This window comes from Micromonospora sp. NBC_00860, from assembly GCF_045207375.1.
Lineage (GTDB): Bacteria > Actinomycetota > Actinomycetes > Mycobacteriales > Micromonosporaceae > Micromonospora > Micromonospora vinacea.
In genome coordinates this window covers 6,526,004-6,544,868 of the sequence record NZ_CP108825.1, presented here as the reverse complement: position 1 = coordinate 6,544,868, position 18,865 = coordinate 6,526,004, and the positions used below count along the sequence as shown (strand labels likewise).

Annotated in this window: 17 protein-coding genes and 1 tRNA gene; 7 read left to right on the top strand and 11 right to left on the bottom strand. The window is 72.1% G+C overall.

Annotation, left to right across the window (positions count from 1 at the left end; all coding sequences use genetic code 11):
• Positions 1–5 precede the first annotated feature (5 nt).
• Genes OH804_RS30190 through OH804_RS30175 form a run of 4 tightly spaced genes read right to left on the bottom strand, consistent with a single transcriptional unit; the run spans position 6 to position 6,693 of the window.
• Complete coding sequence (locus tag OH804_RS30190; protein ID WP_196920039.1) at positions 6–791, bottom strand: ABC transporter permease; 786 nt, start codon at positions 789–791, stop codon at positions 6–8.
• Positions 788–1,777, bottom strand: a complete 990-nt coding sequence (locus OH804_RS30185; RefSeq protein WP_406061008.1) for an ATP-binding cassette domain-containing protein — start codon at positions 1,775–1,777, stop codon at positions 788–790. The genes OH804_RS30190 and OH804_RS30185 overlap by 4 nt, the downstream gene beginning before the upstream one ends.
• Before the next feature lie 30 nt (positions 1,778–1,807).
• Positions 1,808–4,660, bottom strand: coding sequence for a BTAD domain-containing putative transcriptional regulator (locus OH804_RS30180; RefSeq protein WP_406061006.1), 2,853 nt, complete (start codon positions 4,658–4,660; stop codon positions 1,808–1,810).
• Positions 4,661–4,710: 50 nt separating this feature from the next.
• Positions 4,711–6,693: an NAD-binding protein gene (locus tag OH804_RS30175; RefSeq protein ID WP_406061004.1), complete on the bottom strand. Its 1,983-nt coding sequence runs from the start codon at positions 6,691–6,693 to the stop codon at positions 4,711–4,713.
• Positions 6,694–6,788: 95 nt separating this feature from the next.
• Here OH804_RS30175 and OH804_RS30170 point away from each other — a divergent pair, with 95 nt between their 5' ends.
• From OH804_RS30170 to OH804_RS30155, 4 genes are all read left to right on the top strand, one after another.
• A complete protein-coding gene (locus tag OH804_RS30170; RefSeq protein ID WP_196920042.1) occupies positions 6,789–7,277 on the top strand; it encodes an MSMEG_6728 family protein in 489 nt (162 codons plus the stop codon).
• Positions 7,278–7,302: 25 nt separating this feature from the next.
• On the top strand, positions 7,303–8,850 hold the full coding sequence (locus OH804_RS30165; RefSeq protein ID WP_406061002.1) for an FAD-dependent oxidoreductase: 1,548 nt from the start codon (positions 7,303–7,305) through the stop codon (positions 8,848–8,850).
• A gap of 67 nt (positions 8,851–8,917) precedes the next feature.
• Positions 8,918–10,126 (top strand): hypothetical protein, encoded by a 1,209-nt coding sequence (locus OH804_RS30160; RefSeq protein ID WP_406061000.1) that lies wholly within the window; start codon positions 8,918–8,920, stop codon positions 10,124–10,126.
• Positions 10,127–10,337: 211 nt separating this feature from the next.
• Complete coding sequence (locus tag OH804_RS30155; protein ID WP_196920045.1) at positions 10,338–10,781, top strand: HNH endonuclease; 444 nt, start codon at positions 10,338–10,340, stop codon at positions 10,779–10,781.
• A gap of 70 nt (positions 10,782–10,851) precedes the next feature.
• Here OH804_RS30155 and OH804_RS30150 read toward each other — a convergent pair whose 3' ends face one another.
• Together OH804_RS30150 and OH804_RS30145 are read right to left on the bottom strand one after the other, a co-directional pair.
• Positions 10,852–12,423, bottom strand: a complete 1,572-nt coding sequence (locus OH804_RS30150) for a serine/threonine-protein kinase (protein ID WP_406060997.1) — start codon at positions 12,421–12,423, stop codon at positions 10,852–10,854.
• 93 nt (positions 12,424–12,516) lie between these two features.
• Positions 12,517–13,284, bottom strand: a complete 768-nt coding sequence (locus tag OH804_RS30145; RefSeq protein ID WP_406060995.1) for an enoyl-CoA hydratase/isomerase family protein — start codon at positions 13,282–13,284, stop codon at positions 12,517–12,519.
• A 151-nt stretch (positions 13,285–13,435) separates the two neighbouring features.
• Between OH804_RS30145 and OH804_RS30140 the strand changes: the two genes are divergently transcribed.
• A complete protein-coding gene (locus tag OH804_RS30140) occupies positions 13,436–13,987 on the top strand; it encodes a hypothetical protein (protein WP_196920047.1) in 552 nt (183 codons plus the stop codon).
• On the opposite strand, the gene OH804_RS30135 is transcribed toward OH804_RS30140, so the two are convergent.
• The 4 genes from OH804_RS30135 to OH804_RS30120 all read right to left on the bottom strand — a co-directional run bounded on the left by OH804_RS30135 (position 13,975) and on the right by OH804_RS30120 (position 16,220).
• Positions 13,975–14,619, bottom strand: a complete 645-nt coding sequence (locus OH804_RS30135; RefSeq protein WP_196920048.1) for a histidine phosphatase family protein — start codon at positions 14,617–14,619, stop codon at positions 13,975–13,977. The genes OH804_RS30140 and OH804_RS30135 overlap by 13 nt on opposite strands.
• Positions 14,620–14,687: 68 nt before the next feature.
• Entirely contained in the window at positions 14,688–15,353 is a 666-nt protein-coding gene (locus OH804_RS30130) for a DUF998 domain-containing protein (protein WP_406060993.1), read from the bottom strand.
• Between the two features lie 10 nt (positions 15,354–15,363).
• Complete coding sequence (locus OH804_RS30125) at positions 15,364–15,783, bottom strand: VOC family protein (protein WP_088952055.1); 420 nt, start codon at positions 15,781–15,783, stop codon at positions 15,364–15,366.
• A 35-nt stretch (positions 15,784–15,818) separates the two neighbouring features.
• Entirely contained in the window at positions 15,819–16,220 is a 402-nt protein-coding gene (locus OH804_RS30120; protein WP_196920050.1) for a helix-turn-helix domain-containing protein, read from the bottom strand.
• A 207-nt stretch (positions 16,221–16,427) separates the two neighbouring features.
• Here OH804_RS30120 and OH804_RS30115 point away from each other — a divergent pair, with 207 nt between their 5' ends.
• Positions 16,428–17,186, top strand: a complete 759-nt coding sequence (locus OH804_RS30115; RefSeq protein ID WP_406060990.1) for an ATP-grasp domain-containing protein — start codon at positions 16,428–16,430, stop codon at positions 17,184–17,186.
• 53 nt (positions 17,187–17,239) lie between these two features.
• Here the strand turns inward: OH804_RS30115 and OH804_RS30110 are convergent.
• Positions 17,240–17,316, bottom strand: a tRNA-Thr gene (locus OH804_RS30110).
• Between the two features lie 339 nt (positions 17,317–17,655).
• On the opposite strand from OH804_RS30110, the gene OH804_RS30105 reads away from it, so the two are divergent.
• Positions 17,656–18,747, top strand: coding sequence for an ABC transporter ATP-binding protein (locus tag OH804_RS30105; protein ID WP_196920052.1), 1,092 nt, complete (start codon positions 17,656–17,658; stop codon positions 18,745–18,747).
• Positions 18,748–18,865: the final 118 nt, after the last annotated feature.

Here is an 18,865-nt window from a genome sequence, read left to right as displayed (position 1 = left end):
CGGAGTCAGCGGCTCAACCGCTGGTATCGGCGCACGGCCAACGGGGCGAACGTCGCGATCAGCAGCACCGGCCACAACACCGCCAACAGCATCGCGTGCTCCGCCGGCCAGGAGTCGCCACCCAGGCCCGGGTTGCCGAACAGTTCGCGGATCGCCGCGACGGTGGCCGACAACGGATTCCACTCCGAGATCGTCCCGATGACCGAAGGCATCAGCTCGGGTGACACGAAGACGTTGGAGATGGCACTCAACGGGAACGCCGCCGGGAAGACGATCACGCCGACCGTGTCCGGGTTGCGGACCAACAACGCCAGGTAGATCCCGACCCAGGTGATGGCGATCCGCAGCAGCAGGAGGAGCCCGACCGCGAGCAACGCCTTGCCGACGCCCTGTCGCCACTGCCACCCGACGAGTAGGCCACACACCAGGAGGGTGGACATCTCCAGCAGGGCACGCAGCAGGTCGGCGGCGCTGCGACCGGTCATCAGGGCGGACCGCGCCATCGGCATCGACCGGAACCGGTCGACGACACCCCGGCTGAGGTCCAGCGCCACGCCGGTCGCGGTGGCCCCCAACCCGTACAGCATCGTCATCACGAAGACCCCCGGCAGCAGGAACTCGCGGTAGTCACCACCACCGGCCACCTGCATGCCGCTGCCGAACACGTACCCGAAGACCAGCACGAACATGATCGGCAGCGAGAAGTAGAGGATCAGCTCCTCCGGCGCGCGGACCACATGGGTCATGTTCCGCCTGGTCATCGTCCAGCCGTCGGCGATAGCGGTGGTCATGCCACGTCCACCTTTCGTCCAGCCCCGACGGGTTCGGGGGTCTCGTCCGGCCGGTGCCCGGTCAGGTGCAGGAACGCCTCGTCCAACGTCGCGCGCCGCAGGCCGATGTCCTCGACCGCGATCCCGGCGTCGTCCAACGCGCGTACCACGTCGACCAGGCCGGCGACGCGATCGAGCACCGGTACGCTGAGCCGTCGGACCTCCGGGTCGAGTTCGGGTTCCGCGCCGCAGGTCGACGCGACGAGGCGTGCAGCGCGGCTCAACTCGGCCGCGTCGCGGACCACCACCTCGATCCGGTCGCCGCCGGTCATCGCCTTCAGTTGGTCCGGCGACCCCTCGGCCACCACCCGACCGGTGTCGATCACCGAGATCCGGTCGGCGAGCTGATCGGCCTCCTCCAGGTACTGCGTGGTGAGCAGCACGGTGGTTCCGTCCGCGACGAGACCGCGGACCAGGTCCCACACCTGGTTGCGACTGCGCGGGTCCAGGCCGGTCGTCGGCTCGTCCAGGAAGAGCACGCGCGGCGTGCGGATCAGGCTGGCGGCGAGGTCCAGACGGCGGCGCATCCCACCCGAGTACTCACCGGCGGAGCGACTCGCCGCCTCGTCGAGCCCGAACCGTTCCAGCAGTTCACCGGCGCGTCGGCGGGCCTCCCGTCGGCCGAGTCGGAACAGCCGGCCGAACAGCTCCAGGTTCTGTCGGCCGCTGAGGATCTCGTCGACCGCGGCGTACTGCCCGGTCAGCCCGATCCGGGCGCGCACCTCGTCCGGCTGGCGCAGCACGTCGTACCCGGCCACTGTGGCCCGTCCCGTGTCGAAGCGCAGCAGCGTGGTGAGGATCCGTACGGCCGTCGTCTTGCCCGCGCCGTTCGGCCCCAGCAGTCCGTGGATCGTGCCGGCCGGCACTGCCAGGTCGAACGTGTCGAGCGCGCGGGTCGGGCCGTACCGCTTGCCCAGCCCCTCGGCGACCACCTCGAATGTCGTCATGCCCCCACGATGCGGTCGGGCGCTGACGGATCACGCACCGTCCGCTGACGGCGGCGCACCGGCCTTCTCCGCCTCGGTGATCTCCTTCAGGACGAGAATGATCTCCGCACGGGCGGCTTCGCCGACGTACCAGCCGGTGAGGCCGCCGGTCAGCGCCTCCTCGCAGAACCGCCTCGCCGCTGCCAGGTCCCCGCGCACGCGGGCCACCTGGGCGAGGCCCAGTCGGGCGCTGGCCACGAACTCGGGCGCGCCGCTGCGCTGCGCGAGGAGCAGCGCAGTGGCGAAGTCGTCGTGCGCCGCCGCGAGGTCACCGGCGCGCAGCCTTATCTCCCCCCGGGTACGCAGCATGTCGGCCTGGTCGACGGCCGACCCGAGGGCCTCGACCAATCCCATGGCCTCATCCATGTGGGCGCCCGCTGTCTCAGGATCGCCCTGCCAGGCGGCCAGTTCGCCGAGAGCACCGAGCGTGATCATGGTGCCCCATCGGTCCCCGGTGCTGCGGAAGCCGTCGAGCCCGGTGGCCAGCGCCGCCCTGGCCCGGTCCCAATGGCCGCTCCACATCAGCGCTGAGCCGCTGCCCATCGCGCCGAGCGCGTTGATCCACTCGTCCGGGCCGACCAGCCGCCGCAGCTCCGCCATCAGCTCGTCGACATCCTCGGCACCGCCGGACGGCGGCCCGGTCGAGATCCCCGACAGGTACAGCAGGAACGGCTGTCGCGGTGGCCGGTCGAGACTGCGGATCACTGACGACTGCGTCCCGAGGGACGGCAGGTGGAGGGAGCCCGCGAGCGAGGCGTTGTAGACGCAGAGGGCGAACTCCTCACCCAGCCCCGGCGGCGCTTCGGTGCCGAGCAGTTCGAGGACGTCGGCAGCGAGCCGCGCCCCTTCCCCGCGCATGCCGCGCAGCCACCAGTAGAACGACAGGGCCGCGACCATTCCGGCCGCGTCGGACACGTCACCGGCGGCCGTGGCCCGGCGCAACGCCGCATGCAGGTTGTCCCGCTCGGCGTCGAGCCGTCGCAACCAGTGCAGTTGCTCCGCGCACCGCAGGTGGTCGCTGGCGGTCCACGCGAACTCCAGGAAGTACGCGGTGTGCGCGCGGCGGAGCTGGTCGGCCTCACCGGCCTCGGCGAGGCGCTCTGCGCAGAAGGCCCGCACCGTTTCGAGCATCCGGTACCGACCGCCGGTCATCTCCACGAAGGACTTGTCGACCAGACCGGTGAGCGCGTCGACGAACCCGGCGGTGGGCAGGCCGCAGACCCGCCCGGCCGCCTCCAGCGTGGCCCCACCGGCGAAGACGGTCAGCCGTCGGGCCACTTCCCGTTCGGCGTCGTCGAGCAGATCCCAGCTCCACTCGACCACGGCCCGGAGGGTGCGGTGTCGCGGCGACACGGCCCGGCTGCCCGTCGACAGCAGCCGGAACCGATCGTCGAGACGGGCGGCCACCTCGGCGACGGACAGCGCCCGCAGACGCGCGGCGGCCAACTCGATCGCCAACGGCAGGCCGTCCAGGCTGCGGCAGATCCGCAACACCATCTCGACGTTGACCGGCGTGACAGTGAAGTCGGGCGCGACGTCGACGGCCCGCTGGACGAAGAGGCCGACCGCCGCGTACTCGTCGGCATCCAGTGCGGACGCGCCGAGCGGTGGCAGGGCGAGCCCGGTGAGCGGGCACAGCGCCTCACCGGCCAGCCCGAGCGGCTCCCGACTCGTGGCCAGGACGCGCATCGCCGGGCACGCGCTCAGCAACCGGGCCGCCAGCCGGGCCGTGTCGACGAGGACGTGTTCACAGTTGTCGAGCACCAGCAGCAGTCGCCGCTCGGCCAGCGCCTCGACCAGCCGGTCGGTGGTCTGCCAGCCCGACTCGGCCGGGGCGCGCAGGCCTGCGTCACGCAGGCCGAGCGCGCTCAGCACCGCCTGCGGTACGTCGGAACCATCGGCCAGCCCGGCCAGCTCGACGAAACGGACCTCCCCGTCGACCCGGCCCGCCGCCTCGATCGCCAGGCGCGTCTTGCCCGCTCCCCCGGGGCCGGTGAGGGTGACGAGCCGACGCTCACCGAGCAGCTCGCCGACGCGCTTGAGCTCCTCCTCCCGGCCGACGAACGTGGTGAGCTGGCCCGGCAGCGCCCGTTCGGCCGCTCCGCGTTCCTCGCCACGCAGCACCGCGAGGTGGATCGCGGCCAGCTCCGCCGACGGGTCGGCACCCAACTGCTCGGCCAGGGCGCGCCGGGCGTCCTCGAACTCGGCCAGCGCCTCGGCCGGCCGACCCAGCGCGGCCAGGGCGCGCATGAGCTGGCCCCGCGAGCGCTCCCGCAGAGGATGCGCGACGACCAGCTCTCGCAGCTCCGCGACCAGCGTGCCGTGTGCCCCCAACGCCAGGTCCGCCTCGACCCGATCCTCGATGGCGGCCAGCCGCAGCTCGCCCAACCGGGCCGCCTGCACGGGCGCGCCGGCAGGGCCGATGGCATCGGCCAGAGCGGGACCACGCCACAGCTCCAGCGCCTCACGCAACACCGCCGACGCCCGGGTCCAGTCGCCGTCGGCGAGCGCGTGACGCCCCGCCTCGGCGAGCCGCTCAAACCGGTACGCGTCGACGTCCTCGGGATCCACCGCGAGGCGGTAGCCGGCCGGGTGGAACTCGACCGGGTCGTGCCCGGCGGGCAGGGCCTGGCGCAGCCGCGACACCTGGGACTGGAGCGCGTTGGCCGCGCCCCGGGGCGGATGCTCCCCGTACAGGCCGTCGATCAGGCGCTCGGCGGAGACCACCCGGCCCGCGTCGAGCAGGAGGAGCGCCAGCAACGCGCGCAGCCGCGGACCGCCCACGGGGACTTCTCGCCCGTCGGCCAGCACCACCTGGGTCGGCCCCAGGATGCGGAAACGCATGCCATGGATTGTCGCTCAGTGCCGGCCGTTTCTGGCCGCGCCGGATGGTGTCAGCTCGCCTCGCCGGTCCCGTCATGCCGGCGGGTCAGCTCGAATTCGTCAGGTGGGCCGCCGTTGGTCGTCGAAGAGCCACCCTCGGCGGGGGGAACGGGATGAGCCGCGCCGGGCGCGGACGCGGCGACCCCGGAGTCCGTCGGACCGGGCACCGGAGGAGACGCCGCCGCTGGGGTTTTCAACCCGCCGGGAACCCCGCCCGGCCGAGGGACCGGGACCGGGTGGGCGGGCGGGGCGCACTGCCGCGTCAGCCAGTCCAACCCGCGACGCCGGGCGACCACCGTCAGCCGGTCACCAGCGAAGATCACCTGCCGGGGATCGAGGTCCTTCCACCAGATCGTCTTGGCACCACCGGCCGGGGTACGCGCGATGAGCCGGACCTGCCCGTCCCGGTTGACCACGTCCAGCGGCCGACCGTCCAGTTCGGAACCGGGGGCGACCGGCACCTCGGCGACCGGCAGCGCGTGCCTGTCGACCGGGATGGTGCTGATCACGGCACGTTCGGTGAGCGCCCCGATGAATGCCGGGGCGGCCAGGTAGGAGACCGACCGGGACACCCCGAGCGCGAACGTCTCCTCCACCCGTTCGGCGAAGTCACCGTCGAAGAGCCGAAGCACCACGCGCAGGTCGGCACGGAGATCGCGGGCGGCGAGCGCCGCCTCCAGGTTGGCCACGTCGTCGGTGGACGCCACCACCAGCGCCTGGCAGTCGGCCACCGACGCGGAGGCCAGCGTCTCCGGCAACGCGGCGTCACCGACGATCAGCGGCACCTCCAGTTGGCGGGCCAGGGCCGCGCCGCGCGGCTCCGGGTCCTTGTCGATCGCCACCACCTCGACGTCGTACTCGCGCAGCTGTGCCATCACCCGCGTGCCGACGTTGCCCAGGCCGATCACCACCACGTGCCCGACCCGCGCGGGTTGCAGGCGGCCGGTGTGCAGGGCCAGCCGGGCGTTGACGATGCCGTCCACCACGACGGCGGTGATCAGCGGGATCAGCGCCAACCCGGCCAGGTTGAGCACCACCTGCATGATCTGTGCGTCCGCCGTCTTGGTGGTGTCCGGGTCGGCGCCGCTGAGGGTGGTGACCAGGGTCAGGTACAGCGCCTCCAGCGGGGAGACGTCCTCGGCACGGGAGATCAACGCCCCCAGCACCGCGATCAGCGCGAGCACCGCCATCACCGCGATGCCGATCTTGCGGGTGGCGAAGCCGCGGACCGCACCCATCACCACCGCGACCGGTCGGCGCCGCCGACGCGCGCGGACCAGCCGGCGGGCGGCGACCTCGGTGCCCGGCGGCTGGCCGGTCGCCTCGGCGAGCACCAGGTCGGCGCCGGCCTGCTCGGCCGGCAGCAGCTCCACCCCCTGCACCTCGCTGAGGTGCGCCAGCGCGCAGACCACGTCCTGCGGTCGGACGTCGGCCCGCCGCGCCACCCGCAGCGTCTTGTCCCGGTGTTGGAAGGAACTGGGGTCGACCTCGTTGAGCGCGGCGGCCACGAAGGCCGGCGCGGCCATCTCGGCGTCGGAGAGCACCTCGACCGGGGCCTTGAGCAGCTTGCGTACGCCGTCGGCGAGGGTGCCGTTGAACATCCGCAGCACCTGGCGGACCCGCTGGTCGACGGCCTGGGCACAGAGCGCGGCGTGCAGGTTGCCCACGTCGTCCTGCTGCAGCAGGGCCAGCCCGGTCGCGCCGGCCAGGCCGGCGGCCTCGAAGGTCGCCACATCCAGCCGGTCCGAGCGGACCACCCGGACCCCGCGCAGCCCGGCCACGTCCGGCCCGTTGCTGCGGTAACGCTCGGGGACCACGACGGTCACCCGGGCCCCACCCGCCGGCAGCTCGGTTTCGAGCATCGCCCGGGCCACGTAGTAGGCGAGCGCGTCCTTCCCGCAGATCACGTAGTGCGGGCGTGGATCACCGACGGATCGCAGCCGCCAGTTCCACTCGACCGCCCGTCGCGCCCGGTCCCGCCACGGCTCAGCCATGCCCGGATCGTAGTCAGCACGGCCATGGTGGGCGACCCCGTCCGGATCATCCCGTGGCCAGGTATGTCCGCTCCGGCGACGGGTAGAGCAGCGACATGCAGACGTTCCTCCCGTACCCGGGCTTTCTGGCCAGCGCCCGCACGCTGGACCAGAAGCGGCTGGGCAAGCAGCGGGTGGAGGCCATCCAGGTGCTGCGCGGGCTCACCCGACCCGGGTACGGCTGGCGCAACCACCCGGCCGTGAAGATGTGGGCCGGGTACGAGGAGGCGCTCGTCCGCTACGGGTTGGACATGTGCGCGGTCTGGACCGAGCCGGGGCGGGCCGACACCTGCGCCACCACCATGACCGTCGACCTCGCCGCCGCCTGCGGGGCCGGCGTGATCCGAACCCAGGACGAGCTGGCCCGAGCAGGTGAGCTGCCACCATGGCTTGGCCGCGACGACCTGCACCTGAGTCACCGCTCGTCGCTGCTGCGCAAGGACCCGGCGCACTACCGCCCGCTGTTCGGCGACGACGTGCCGGAGGACCTGGAGTACGTCTGGCCCGCCTCCGACCGTCCCCGCCGTTGCTTGCCAGCCGACTGATCCGAGGTGGGGCAGACTGGGCCCCATGGCGCTGTCGCAAGTGGTAGGTCGGCTGATCGGCGTACGGCAGCACCAGGTGGACCCGGGCGGTGGTGGCGCCGACCGGGTGCCACGACCGACCACGGCGCTCGTGGTGGGTGGCGGCATCGCCGGCATGTCGGCGGCGGTGGTGCTGGCCGAACGGGGTGTGGCGGTCACCGTGCTGGAGGCGGCACCGACGCTCGGCGGTCGACTGGGCGCCTGGCCGGAGGCGCTCGCCGACGGCAGCCAGCAGAACGAGCACGGCTTCCACGCGTTCTTCCGGCAGTACTACAACTGGCGGTCGATCCTCCGCCGGATCGATCCTGGCCTGGGCTTCCTCAAGCCCATTCCGGGCTACCCGATCCTCAGCGAGCAGTGGCCCACCGAGGAGTTCGGCAGGTTGCCACCCGCGCCGCCGGCGAACCTGCTCGCGCTGCTGCTGCGCAGTCCCAGCCTGCGCCTGTCCGACCTGCGACTGATGGACCGGGACGCGGCGCTGCCGCTGCTCAGCTACGACCCGGTGCGCACCTACGCCGAGCTGGACGACACCACCGCCGACGAGTTGCTGGCGTCGCTGCGACTGCCGGACCGGGCGCGGGCGATGCTGTTCGAGGTCTTCTCGCACTCGTTCTTCAACCACGAGGCGGAGATGTCGGCGGCCGAGATGGTCGCCCAGTTCCACTTCTACCTGCTCGGCAACCCGGAGGGGTTGGCCTTCGACTGCCCCGACGAGGACTACGCCACGGCGATCTGGGAGCCGCTGACCCGGCACGTGGAGAAGCACGGCGGCCGGGTGCTCACCAGTTACGCCGCCACCGGGGTGCACCGCGACGCCGAGGGGTGGCGGGTGACGACCACCGACGGCGGCAGCCATCCGGCCGGGCACGTCGTGCTCGCCGTCGACCCGCCGGCGCTCGCCGCGCTGGTCGCCGCCTCCCCGGACCTGGCCGAGCAGGCCCCCGACCTGGCGAGGAGGATGCCGGCCTTCGGCACCCCCGGCCCGCCGTACGCGGTGGCGCGGTACTGGTGTGACGGGGACGTGGCCGCCGAGCGGGCGGTGTTCAGCGGTGTGTCCCGCCAGCCCACTCTGGACTCGGTGACGCTCTACCACCGGTTGGAGAACGAGCCGCGGCGCTGGGCGCAGCAGACCGGCGGGTCGGTGATCGAGTTGCACGCGTACGCCTGCGAGCCCGGCGTGCCGGCCGAGGAGTTGGCCGAGCGGATGCGCCGCGAGCTGGTCGCGCTCTGGCCGGAGGCCGGCGACCTGCGGGTCCGCGAGCTGCGGGCCCGGGTGGAGGCGCAGGCGCCGGCGTTCACGCCGGGCAGCCACGCCTGGCGACCGGGGGTACGCACCGACGCGAACGGCCTCTACCTGGCCGGCGACGGCATCGCGACGGACTTCCCGAGCGCGTTGATGGAACGCTCGGCCGCGACCGGGATCATCGCCGCCAACCACATCCTGCGTGCCGAGGGTGGTGCGGCCGAGCCGGTGCGCTCGATCCGACCGCGTGGGCTGCTGGCCGGCAGGCCAAATCGACAAAACACAACATAAGCCACCGTGCGCTGCCGTACGCTCGAATGATCAACCGTCGATCGGCCGGGCGGGAGGGCAGCGGGAGATGTCACCACTGCACCGCGCCGGCGCGGAGAACGGTTCGTCGATCGACGAGATCGGCCGCGACGACGCGTCCCCGCTGATCCGCGACGAGCGTGCCTGCATCGTCACCGCGCTCCGGCTGGGTTGGTGGATGGCGGACGCCTACCACCACGGGCAGCACGCCGAGCCGCGCGCCTTCACCGAGACCCGCCCGGCCGTACCACCTGCCAAACTCTCCAACCTCACCGAGATGTCCGCCCACCGGCGGATGCGGATGTACCTGGACGGGGTGGACGTCGCCCTGGCCCAGATCGCCGACCTCACCCGGCACACCGGGCCGGTACCCGACACGTCCGCCGCCCGAGCCCTGCTGCCCGACCTGGGTCAGCCCGACCCCACCGACCCGGTGCCGCTGCTGCTCGCCCTCGACGACCTCAACGTGGAGGTGCTGCGGTGGGCGATGGCCGCCAACCACAGGGTCGGGCTGGCCTACCGGCTGGGCCGATCAGTGGCCGACACCGTCCGGGCCGGCGACGTCACACAGTTGCTGCGCCAGTTCGGCGGCCGACAGGTCCAGATCAGCAGATGGTTGGACGAGCTGGCCAGCGTGCTGCCGCCGTACTCGGCCGCAGTGGTGCGCCGGTCACTGGCCGCCTGGGCGAGCGCTGTCGACCGGTCCGGCCACGGCGACCCGACCGAGCCGACACCCGCCGCCCTGAGCCGGGCGCTGCGCGGCCAGGGTGACCTCTGGCGTGACGTGCTCACCGGCGGTCTGCACCCGCGTGACCTGCTCGACGAGGATGACTACGCGGTGATCGCCAGAAACCTGATCATCCGGGACCGGCGGCTGGTGGCGCAGGCGGCCCGGGGCATCTTCTGGCCGGTGCTCGTACCCCTGCTGTTGGTGCTCTTCGCTGTCGTCGGGGTGAGTGCCGCCGCGGCCGCCGGCTCACCGACCACCCGGGCCACAGTCGCCCTGGTGGGGCTCGGTGCCGGGCTGGCCGCGATCTGGCGGTCGGTCTCCGGGCCCGCCCTGGCGGTCGCCGGTGAGGTCAACCGGCCCCTGCTGGACAGCGAACTCACCGCACGGATGTCACTGCGGCTGAACCGGCCCCTGACCACCGCCCAGGTCGCGGCGAAAGCGACTCCCCGCACCCGCCGCCAGCGGCGTCCCGTAGAGACCGGCCGATCGAAATACGTTGCCCCTGCCTCCCGCGTCGACCTACCGTGAGCGCGCAAGGTCAACCACCACCGCGGGAGCAGCTCATGACGATGTCGCACGTCACCACCGTGCCGTCGACGCTGCCCGGTGACGGTTGCCGAGCGGAAGGTCCCCGGGCGGGCCGGCCCGACTGACGCGTACCCGTACGCGCCGAGCCGCCCCGTCCGACAGCCGGACCGGGCGGCTTCTTGCTGTCCGGCACCTTTGGAAAGGAGTCCCGGTGGACGCCGTCCTCGTCATCAACGCCGACCTCGGCCCGCTGCACCGGGTCACCGTCCAACACGCCGTCCGAATGCTCTGCCGTCGGGTGGCCGAGATCCACGAGGCCGAGCCGGACCGGGTGATCGGGGTCTTCCCGATGCCCCGGGTGGTACGGCTGGTCCGCTTCGTGGTCACCCGGTGGAGGTTCAACTCCGGGCCGGCCTGGTCGCGCGCCGGTGTGCTGCGCCGCGACGATCGGTGCTGCGCGTACTGCGGTGGCTCGGCCTCCACCATCGACCACATCCTGCCCCGCTCACGCGGCGGCCGGAACACCTGGCGAAACACCACCGCCGCCTGCTACGCCTGCAACCAGCGCAAGGGGGACCGGACGCCAGCGGAGGCGGGCATGCCGCTGCGCCGCGAGCCGGTGAACCCGGGCTGGGGGGCGCTGGCCGGGCGGTGACGGACCGGCCGGCGGGAACGGGGGGCCGCGTCCCGGGTACGTCCCGGGCGCGGCACCCGCCGGCCCCCGATCAGGCGGCGCCTTCCTTGACCTTCGACTTCAGTTGGCCGTTGGGGCACTGCACCCGGATCTCGCTGCGGTACGCCGTGGAGGTCAACTCGACCACGATCTGCCTCGCCGGCCCCGGGTCGTACGCCTCGACCCGGAAATCGGGCGCGAGCACCACCTCGACCACCTCGACCGACCTCCCCACGCAGCGAACGGTGACCGTCCCGCCGCGAGCGTCCACGGGTACGCCGGCGCCGGGGGTGGGAGTCGGCGTGGCCCGGGTCGGGGTCGGGCCCGCGGTGGTGGGCGTCGGGCCCGGGGCCACTGTTCCGCCCGGGCCGGTCGCGGGGCCGCTCCGGGTAGCGGGCGCGGTGATCCTGGTCGGCGGCACTGCGGACGGTCCGGCGTCGAGCGCGTCGGTCGGCTCCTCGCTGCGGGGCATCCCCACAGTGGTGGTGCCCGGACCGCTGCCGGTCGGCGCGGCGCTCTGCCCCGGTCGACGATTGCTGGAGTCTCCAAGTGACCCGGCCAACGCCACCGCGGCGATCACGGCACCGCCGACCGTCAGGATGGCCCGCCGCCGACGCCACGGCCCGCGCCTCATCGGCGCCGCCGAGTCGCGGGCCGGCCCGGCGCCGGCCGCGGTGCCAACCGAGCCTTCGCCAGTTGGTCCTTTGTCGGCCGATTCAACGCCGGTCGGCTCGGTGCCGGTCGCGGTGCCGGTCCGCTCGGCGACGTTTGCCGCCGGTTCGGCGGCGACAACGGCGGCGCCCTCGGACGCGGCTCCGCTGGCGGCGGCGAGCAGGATGCGGGCCGCGTCGGCGGCCGGCGGGCGGTCGGCGGGATCGCCGGCCAGGCACCAGCGATAGAGACGGTGCACCTCGGGCGGGACACCGTCGATCTCGGGCAGCGGGTCCGGCTCGACGTGCGTGTGCGCGCGGAGCATCCCGGTCTGCGCCTCGGCGGGCCAGGGCAGCCGGCTGGTGAGCACCCGGTGCAGCAGCAGACCGAGGGCGTACACGTCGCTGGCCGGCAGCACCTCGCCGGCCAGCAACCGCTCCGGCGCCAGGTACGCCGGTGTGCCCAGCAGCCGCCCCTCAAAGTCGATCTCGGGGGCGCCGGCGGCTGCCGCGATGCCGAAGTCGAGCACCTTCGCGCCGGTCGGCGTGAGCATCACGTTGCCCGGCTTGATGTCGCGGTGCACCAAACCCTGCTCATGGGCGGCGGCGAGCGCCGAGGCCACCTCGGCGCACACCCGCAGACCGGCGCGTGGCGGCAACGGCCCGACCACCAACCGGTGTTCGAGGGTGTGCCCGCCGAGCAGTTCCATCACCACGAACGGGACCTGGGCACCGTCCAGCGCCGACTCGCCGTAGTCGTAGACGCTCGTGACGTGTGGATGCGACAGCCGGGCCGCGGCCTTGGCCTCGCCCCGGATCCGCTGTCGGGCGTTGGTGTCCGAGGCGACCAGCACCTTCACCGCCACGTCCCGTTCGAGCACCTCGTCGTACGCCCGGTGCACCGCCGACATTCCGCCACTGCCGAGGCGTTCCAGGAGCCGGTAGCGGCCCGCAAGCAACTGATCACGCTGCACGACCGACAGCCTGCCGTACCGACCTGGGTTCCGGGTACCCGGGATCGAGGTGTTGCGATGAGTGGGAGCGGCTCGCGGCGCCACCCGCAGAGGTCAGTCGCCGGTCGGTGGCCGCCAGGCGAAGCGGGGCGTACGCCGCTCGGTCATCGCCGCTACCCCCTCGCGGGCCTCGCCGGTGGTCGCCACCTTCCGGTGCCACCAGGCGATCCGTGCGGGCTCGGCCCGCTCGTCGATGATCTCCTTCGCGGCGGCGATGCTCAGCGGCGATCGTTGGGCGATGGTCGCGGTCAGTTCGTCCACCCGTGCGGCGAGCCGGTCGGCCGGCAGCAGTTCGTCGACCAGACCGATCCGCAGAGCGCGCTCGGCGTCGATCAGCTCGGCGGTGAACAGCAGATGCTTGGCGGCGGACGGGCCGACCAGCCGGGCCAGTCGGCGCGTCGTCGGCGCCGGGTAGACCAGTCCGAGTCGGGCCGGCGGTACGCCGAAACGGGCGTCGTCCGTGGCGATCCGCAGGTCGCAGGCGACAGCGAGCTGAGCCCCACCACCGACGCAGGCGCCGCGGATGGCCGCGATTGTCGGCTTGGAGAACCGGGCCAGCCGTTCCTCGGCGGTCACCGCGATGCTGGCGTCACCGGCGTCCAACAGCTCGGCCAGGTCACCGAGGTCGGCGCCCGCGCAGAACGCGTCGCCCACGCCGGTGAGCACCAACGCCCGTACCGCGGGGTCGGGCTCCAGGCGGTCGAGCAGTTCGGGGAGCTGACGCCACATGGCCGCGGTCATCGCGTTGCGCCGGGCCGGATTGTGGATCACCACGGTGGCGACCGGCCCGGCCACCTCGACGGTCAACTCCGCGTCCGACACATCCGCTCCTTCCCGCGTCACCTGGAGCGACGCCGCCAATCTGGCCGCCGGCGTCGCGCGCCGGTGCGGCGACCATAGCGAAGACGATCGGTCAGGCGCGGCACAGGCGCACTGGGGGGAACCAACGGTTGGGGTCGCGCGTCCGACGGAGATGAGACCCGCATCGACGACCGTCGCCACGGTAGCGCTCCTGGCCGCGCTCCTGACCGGTTGCACCAGCGTCGACCGAGCCCCCACCGCCACCCCGACCCAACCCTCGACCACCACCGCTACCGGCCCGGCTGACCCGACCACCGGCACCTCGCAGCCGACCACCGCCCCGACGGTCAGCGCCGGGACCAGCGGTGTGGCCCCCCGGGTGACGTTGCGAATCTCCGGCGGCTTCGCCGGGCGCGGTGAGTCCATCGTCGTCGAGCCGGACGGTCAGTGGACCGTGACAGACCGGGCCGGCGGTCGGCGCAACGGACGGCTCACCCCTGCTGACCAGGGCACCCTCGCGGGACTGACCGCGGACCCCCGGCTCGCCACCGAGGCCCGGCAGCCGACCACCGCGACCAGGTGCTCGGACGTGATGCACTACCGCCTCAGCGTGGCCAGCAACGACACCGGATACACCACCTGCCCCGAGGACGGAACCCCACCGCCGGCCACCCAGGCGGTGGTCAACCTGCTCCTGCGAACCACCGAGACTTACGTCAGATAGTCCGGCGGCAGGCCGGTCCCGCGCAGCTCCGGCGGTAGGTGGGCCACATCGTTGACGGCGATCAGACTCGGCGGGCCGGCCGCGCTGTACCGGATGACGGTCAGCCCCGCGTTGTGCGAGTTCAAACCCAACCACCGCCACTCCGGCGCGTCGAGGGCATGCCGCACCAGCCAGGCGATCAGGAAGCTGTGCGTCACGACCAGTTCGCGGACCGGCTCGCCGCCAGCGGGCCCTTCACCGACCGGACCGGCGAACCGCCGCACCGCGTCCGCTGTCACTCGCGGCCCGTCGACCCGCTCGGCCTCCGAGAACTGGGTCAGGAATTCGGCGTACGCGGGCGGCAGGCCAGCCGGGTCCGTGTCGTGTGGGAGGTGGTCACCGGCCAGCTCCGTCTCGTACACCGGAACCTCGGGCAGCGACTTGGCGATCAGCTCGGCGGTCTGCGCGGCCCGGCGCAGCGGCCCGTGATGAACAGCGGCGAACCGGCGGGCTCGCAGTCGTTCGCCCAGCAGGGTGGCCTGCCGCCGCCCGCGCTCCGACAGGCCGGTGTCCGGCTCGCCGGCATCGGTCCCACTCAGCTCGGACAGGTCCTGCTCGGCGTGTCGGGTCAGGTACAGCAACCGGGTCACCATGGCCCTCACCTCAACACACCGGGAGGTACGGGTTCCACCCGCACCTCCCGGTCCTGCGGCCTGTCGGCTCAGTCGGCCCGACCGGACGTCGCCCGCGCGAAGGTGACCGACACCCACAGCCAGCCGGCCGTCACCGCCAGGCCGAACGCCACCATCACGGCCGGTGCCGGCCGAACGATCAGCGTCACCCACGCCAGCGCGAAGAACATCCCGGTCACCAGGCTGTACGCGGCTCGACCGCGCGCACCCTGCCGGGCGGCCCGACGGGCGGCCACCACCGTCGCCACGATCAGCGACACGAAGGCCACCGCCGCCACCAGGAAGTGCAGGCCCCCGTGCCAACTGATCTCACCGGCGCCCCGAGGCGTACCGGTCGGGAACCCGTCGGCCGGGTCGGCGCTGAAGATCGCCGCCCCGACCAGGCCCAGGCCGTACAGCGCGAGCAGCCGGGGCAGCCAGACCGACCCCGTGCCGGTACGGCGGCGCAGCGCCTGAGCGGCCAGCGCGCAGAGCACGCCGGTGACCAGGAACGTGACGATCTGGATCCAGCCCAGCTCGCCGGTGCTCAACACGCTGACCGGGTGACGACGGAAGTCGAAGCCGTCCCGGGTCGCCGCCTGCACGATCGCCGAGGCGACGAAGATCGGGCCGGCGAGCACCCCGCCGATCAGCAGCAGACGGTCCCGACCAACAGCTGCCGGTCGTACCACGGGAAACGTCGCGGCCTGGCTCATCACCCGCCCCCTACGCCCGGGGGAACATCTGGCCGATGCGGATCCGGTTGCCGAACGGGTCCCGGATGCCGAAGTCGATCCCGTACGGGCGCTCGGTCGGCTCGTCGGTGATCTCGACGCCCTTCGCCACAAGATCCTCGTGCGTCTTGCGGGCGTCGTCGGTGGTCATGAAGAGGTACCCGCCGAGGGCACCCTTGGTGAGCAGCTCCCGGACCTGCTCGGCGGTGGCCGGGTCCAGCGCGGGCGGGCCCGGCTTCTCCAACAGGATCTCCCGCTCCGGGTCGCCGGGCAGGTTCACCGTGAGCCACCGCATGAAGCCGAGGTCCTGGTCGGTGTTGACCTCCATGCCGAGCTTGTTGACGTAGAAGTCAAGCGCGGCGTCCTGGTCGAGGACGTAGATCTGGGAGCGGCTGATCGCGTTCATCGTCATGCCCATGACGCTAGAGGTAGACCGTGACCTGCGGCTTATCCAAAACTGCTGGGTCGGGTCCAGGCTTTGGTGAAGCACGACGGCACGTTGGCCGGCGCGACGCGCTGACGCCGGAAATCCGAGGGCGACTGCCCGACGATCTGCCGGAACGTCCGGCTGAACGTACCCAGGCTGCCGAAGCCGACGGCGTAACAGATGTCCGTAACGTCCCGGTCGGTCTCCACCAGCAGCGCCATCGCCCGCTCCACCCGGCGACGTTGCAGGTAGCGGTGCGGGGTCTCACCGAAGGTGGCCCGGAAGGTACGGATGAAGTGCGCCTCCGAGACGTGCGCGATCCGGGCCAGCGCCGGGATGTCCAGAGGCTCGGCGTACGCCCGGTCCATCGCGTCCCGTGCGCGCAGCATCGCCCGGTTCGACTCCTCCACAGCGCGACTCATCGACCCCCCGGCCTCACTTCGCTCGCCGCCGCAGCCCAGGCTACCGCCGGGTACGGCTGAGCTGTCACTAGCGGTAGTAGAAGTCGGCGGCCCCACCAGCGCGTCGGTGCCCCTCGGAGCGGGCCGGCAGAGGCACAGCCCGCGCCGGTCGAGAAACCGCTGACCGGACTGGTAACTGTGACGGCGCATTGGGCAGGATCATCGGCCGTGACACTCGTCCTGCCGCCGCGCCTGACAGCCTCGGCTCAGAGCTTGCGCGACGCCGCCCATCGACGCGGTCTACAGACCGTCCAGCTGCCCACCTTCGAAGTACCTGCCGGACTGCGTGCTGACCACCTCCATGCGGGACCGAGCTTCGCTGACGTCGTCGCACCACTGCTCGGGATCGCGCCCCTGGAGGCTGCGCCTGGCTGGCTGACCGGCCTACCCCGTGAACTCACCCGCCGCGAGATCACCTTGGTGACCATCGGCGAGGCATACGAACTCCGTCGACCGGCGTTCATCAAGTCCCCCAACGACAAGAACATCACGGCGATGATCTACACCGACGGTTCCCGTCTGCCCGGCCCGGATGCCGTCGAGCGACGAACTCCGGTGCTCGTCAGCGACATCGTCGACTTCACCGCCGAGTACCGGCTGCACCTGCTCGACGCTGTCGTCCACACCGGCAGCCAGTACGCCGCGCACGGCCGGTTGCACCTCGGCCCGCCGTCGCCCGACGCGTTGGCCTTCGGCACCGATCTCGTCGCCGGCTTTGGGCACACCCTGCCCTCCGCCATCGTCGTAGACGTAGGACTGGTCGACGGACGTTGGGCCGTGATCGAGGCAAACGCCGCATGGGCCAGCGGCGCCTACTTGGCGGATCCCGACCTGGTCCTCGATGTCGTCCTCCGAGCGGCCAGCCCAACGGCCTCGGTCACCGCTCGCGACCAACAGTTCATCCGACGGCCTCAGCCGACCACCTGACGGTCACCACGAGAACCCTCGTGGCAGCGCCACTCGGAAAGGTCTGATGGAATTGGAGCCCCCGGCCGGGATCGAACCGGCGACATCTCGCTTACAAGGCGAGTGCTCTGGCCAGCTGAGCTACAGGGGCGCGTGCGTCGAGGTCAGCATAGCGACTGACGTCCGAATATCCCGATCGCGTGGCCTCCCGACAACGGGAATCGTCAACAACCCGACGCACAACCGTTTGACGCTGCGTCGATTGATGTCTGACCGTGCCCGAGTGACCGGAATGCGTAGCCCGCCTGGTGGGCTCGGCGGACCCCCGCCTTGGCAGCAGGGGTAAACGCGTTTACGGTTCACTGACACGGACGATGATCGGGCGCCCCCGCGACCGGCCGCCGTCCGCTGACCGGCACGGACACGTGCCGGTTGCTCCTTCACTCGGATCGTCCGGCACGTTCCTGCCGGTGAAAGGAAGCGCTTCACCATGGCTACGGTCACCTATTCCAAGGCGTCCCGGGTCTACCCGGGCCAAGAGCGTCCCGCCGTCAACGAGCTGGACCTCGAGATCGGCGACGGCGAGTTCCTCGTCCTGGTCGGCCCCTCCGGTTGCGGTAAGTCCACCAGCCTGCGGATGCTCGCCGGCCTGGAGGACGTGGACGCCGGTTCGATCTACATCGACCAGCGTGACGTCACCCACCTTCCCCCGAAGGCCCGCGACATCGCGATGGTCTTCCAGAACTACGCCCTCTACCCGCACATGACGGTGTACGAGAACATGGCGTTCGCCCTCAAGCTCCGCAAGACCTCCAAGTCGGAGATCGACCGGCGGGTCAAGGAGGCGGCCGGGCTGCTCCAGCTGGAGGAGTACCTCAGCCGTAAGCCGAAGGCGCTCTCCGGTGGTCAGCGTCAGCGTGTGGCGATGGGCCGGGCGATCGTCCGCGAGCCGCAGGTCTTCCTCATGGACGAGCCGCTGTCGAACCTCGACGCCAAGCTCCGCGTGCAGACCCGTACCCAGATCGCGTCGCTCCAGGCCAAGCTGGGCGTCACCACTGTGTACGTCACGCACGACCAGGTCGAGGCCATGACCATGGGTCACCGGGTCGCGGTGCTGCTCGACGGTGTCCTTCAGCAGGTGGACACCCCGCGGGCGCTCTACGACACCCCGGCCAACGTGTTCGTCGCTGGCTTCATGGGTTCTCCCGCCATGAACATCAAGACCGTTCCGCTGAACGAGCGGGGCGCCGAGTTCGCCGAGCTGCAGATCCCGCTGACCCGGGAGCAGGTCGAGGCGGCCCGCGCCGAGGGTGGCGACGGCAAGGTCACCGTGGGCTTCCGCCCGGAGGACTGCGAGCTGGTCAGCCCGACCGAGGGCGGCATGCCGGTCGTGGTCGAGCTGGTCGAGGACCTCGGCTCGGACGCCAACGTCTACGGCCACGCCGCGCTGGGTGGCAACTCGGAGCGCTTCGTCGTCCGCACCGACCGGCGCAACATGCCGAACATGGGTGACACCGTGTTCGTCAAGCCGGTCGCCGGTCGCAGCCACGTCTTCCACGCCTCCACCGGTGGCCGGATCTGACGTAACGCCGTACCGACAGGGGCGGTCCGCTTCGGCGGGCCGCCCCTTCGTCGTACCCGAAGCGGTTCTTCACCCTGCCTGGGCGCCTGACGACGAAGGCCCCCTCCCGCGTTCGGCG

What these genes read in the sequence shown, in the direction of transcription:
- OH804_RS30185 (WP_406061008.1), bottom strand. Translation starts at nt 1,777, where the DNA reads ATGACGACATTCGAGGTGGTCGCCGAGGGGCTGGGCAAGCGGTACGGC.
- OH804_RS30130 (WP_406060993.1), bottom strand. Translation starts at nt 15,353, where the DNA reads ATGAGCCAGGCCGCGACGTTTCCCGTGGTACGACCGGCAGCTGTTGGT.
- OH804_RS30120 (WP_196920050.1), bottom strand. Translation starts at nt 16,220, where the DNA reads ATGAGTCGCGCTGTGGAGGAGTCGAACCGGGCGATGCTGCGCGCACGG.
- OH804_RS30190 (WP_196920039.1), bottom strand. Translation starts at nt 791, where the DNA reads ATGACCACCGCTATCGCCGACGGCTGGACGATGACCAGGCGGAACATG.
- OH804_RS30135 (WP_196920048.1), bottom strand. Translation starts at nt 14,619, where the DNA reads ATGGTGACCCGGTTGCTGTACCTGACCCGACACGCCGAGCAGGACCTG.
- OH804_RS30180 (WP_406061006.1), bottom strand. Translation starts at nt 4,660, where the DNA reads ATGCGTTTCCGCATCCTGGGGCCGACCCAGGTGGTGCTGGCCGACGGG.
- OH804_RS30160 (WP_406061000.1), top strand. Translation starts at nt 8,918, where the DNA reads ATGTCACCACTGCACCGCGCCGGCGCGGAGAACGGTTCGTCGATCGAC.
- OH804_RS30165 (WP_406061002.1), top strand. Translation starts at nt 7,303, where the DNA reads ATGGCGCTGTCGCAAGTGGTAGGTCGGCTGATCGGCGTACGGCAGCAC.
- OH804_RS30175 (WP_406061004.1), bottom strand. Translation starts at nt 6,693, where the DNA reads ATGGCTGAGCCGTGGCGGGACCGGGCGCGACGGGCGGTCGAGTGGAAC.
- OH804_RS30170 (WP_196920042.1), top strand. Translation starts at nt 6,789, where the DNA reads ATGCAGACGTTCCTCCCGTACCCGGGCTTTCTGGCCAGCGCCCGCACG.
- OH804_RS30140 (WP_196920047.1), top strand. Translation starts at nt 13,436, where the DNA reads ATGAGACCCGCATCGACGACCGTCGCCACGGTAGCGCTCCTGGCCGCG.
- OH804_RS30105 (WP_196920052.1), top strand. Translation starts at nt 17,656, where the DNA reads ATGGCTACGGTCACCTATTCCAAGGCGTCCCGGGTCTACCCGGGCCAA.
- OH804_RS30125 (WP_088952055.1), bottom strand. Translation starts at nt 15,783, where the DNA reads ATGACGATGAACGCGATCAGCCGCTCCCAGATCTACGTCCTCGACCAG.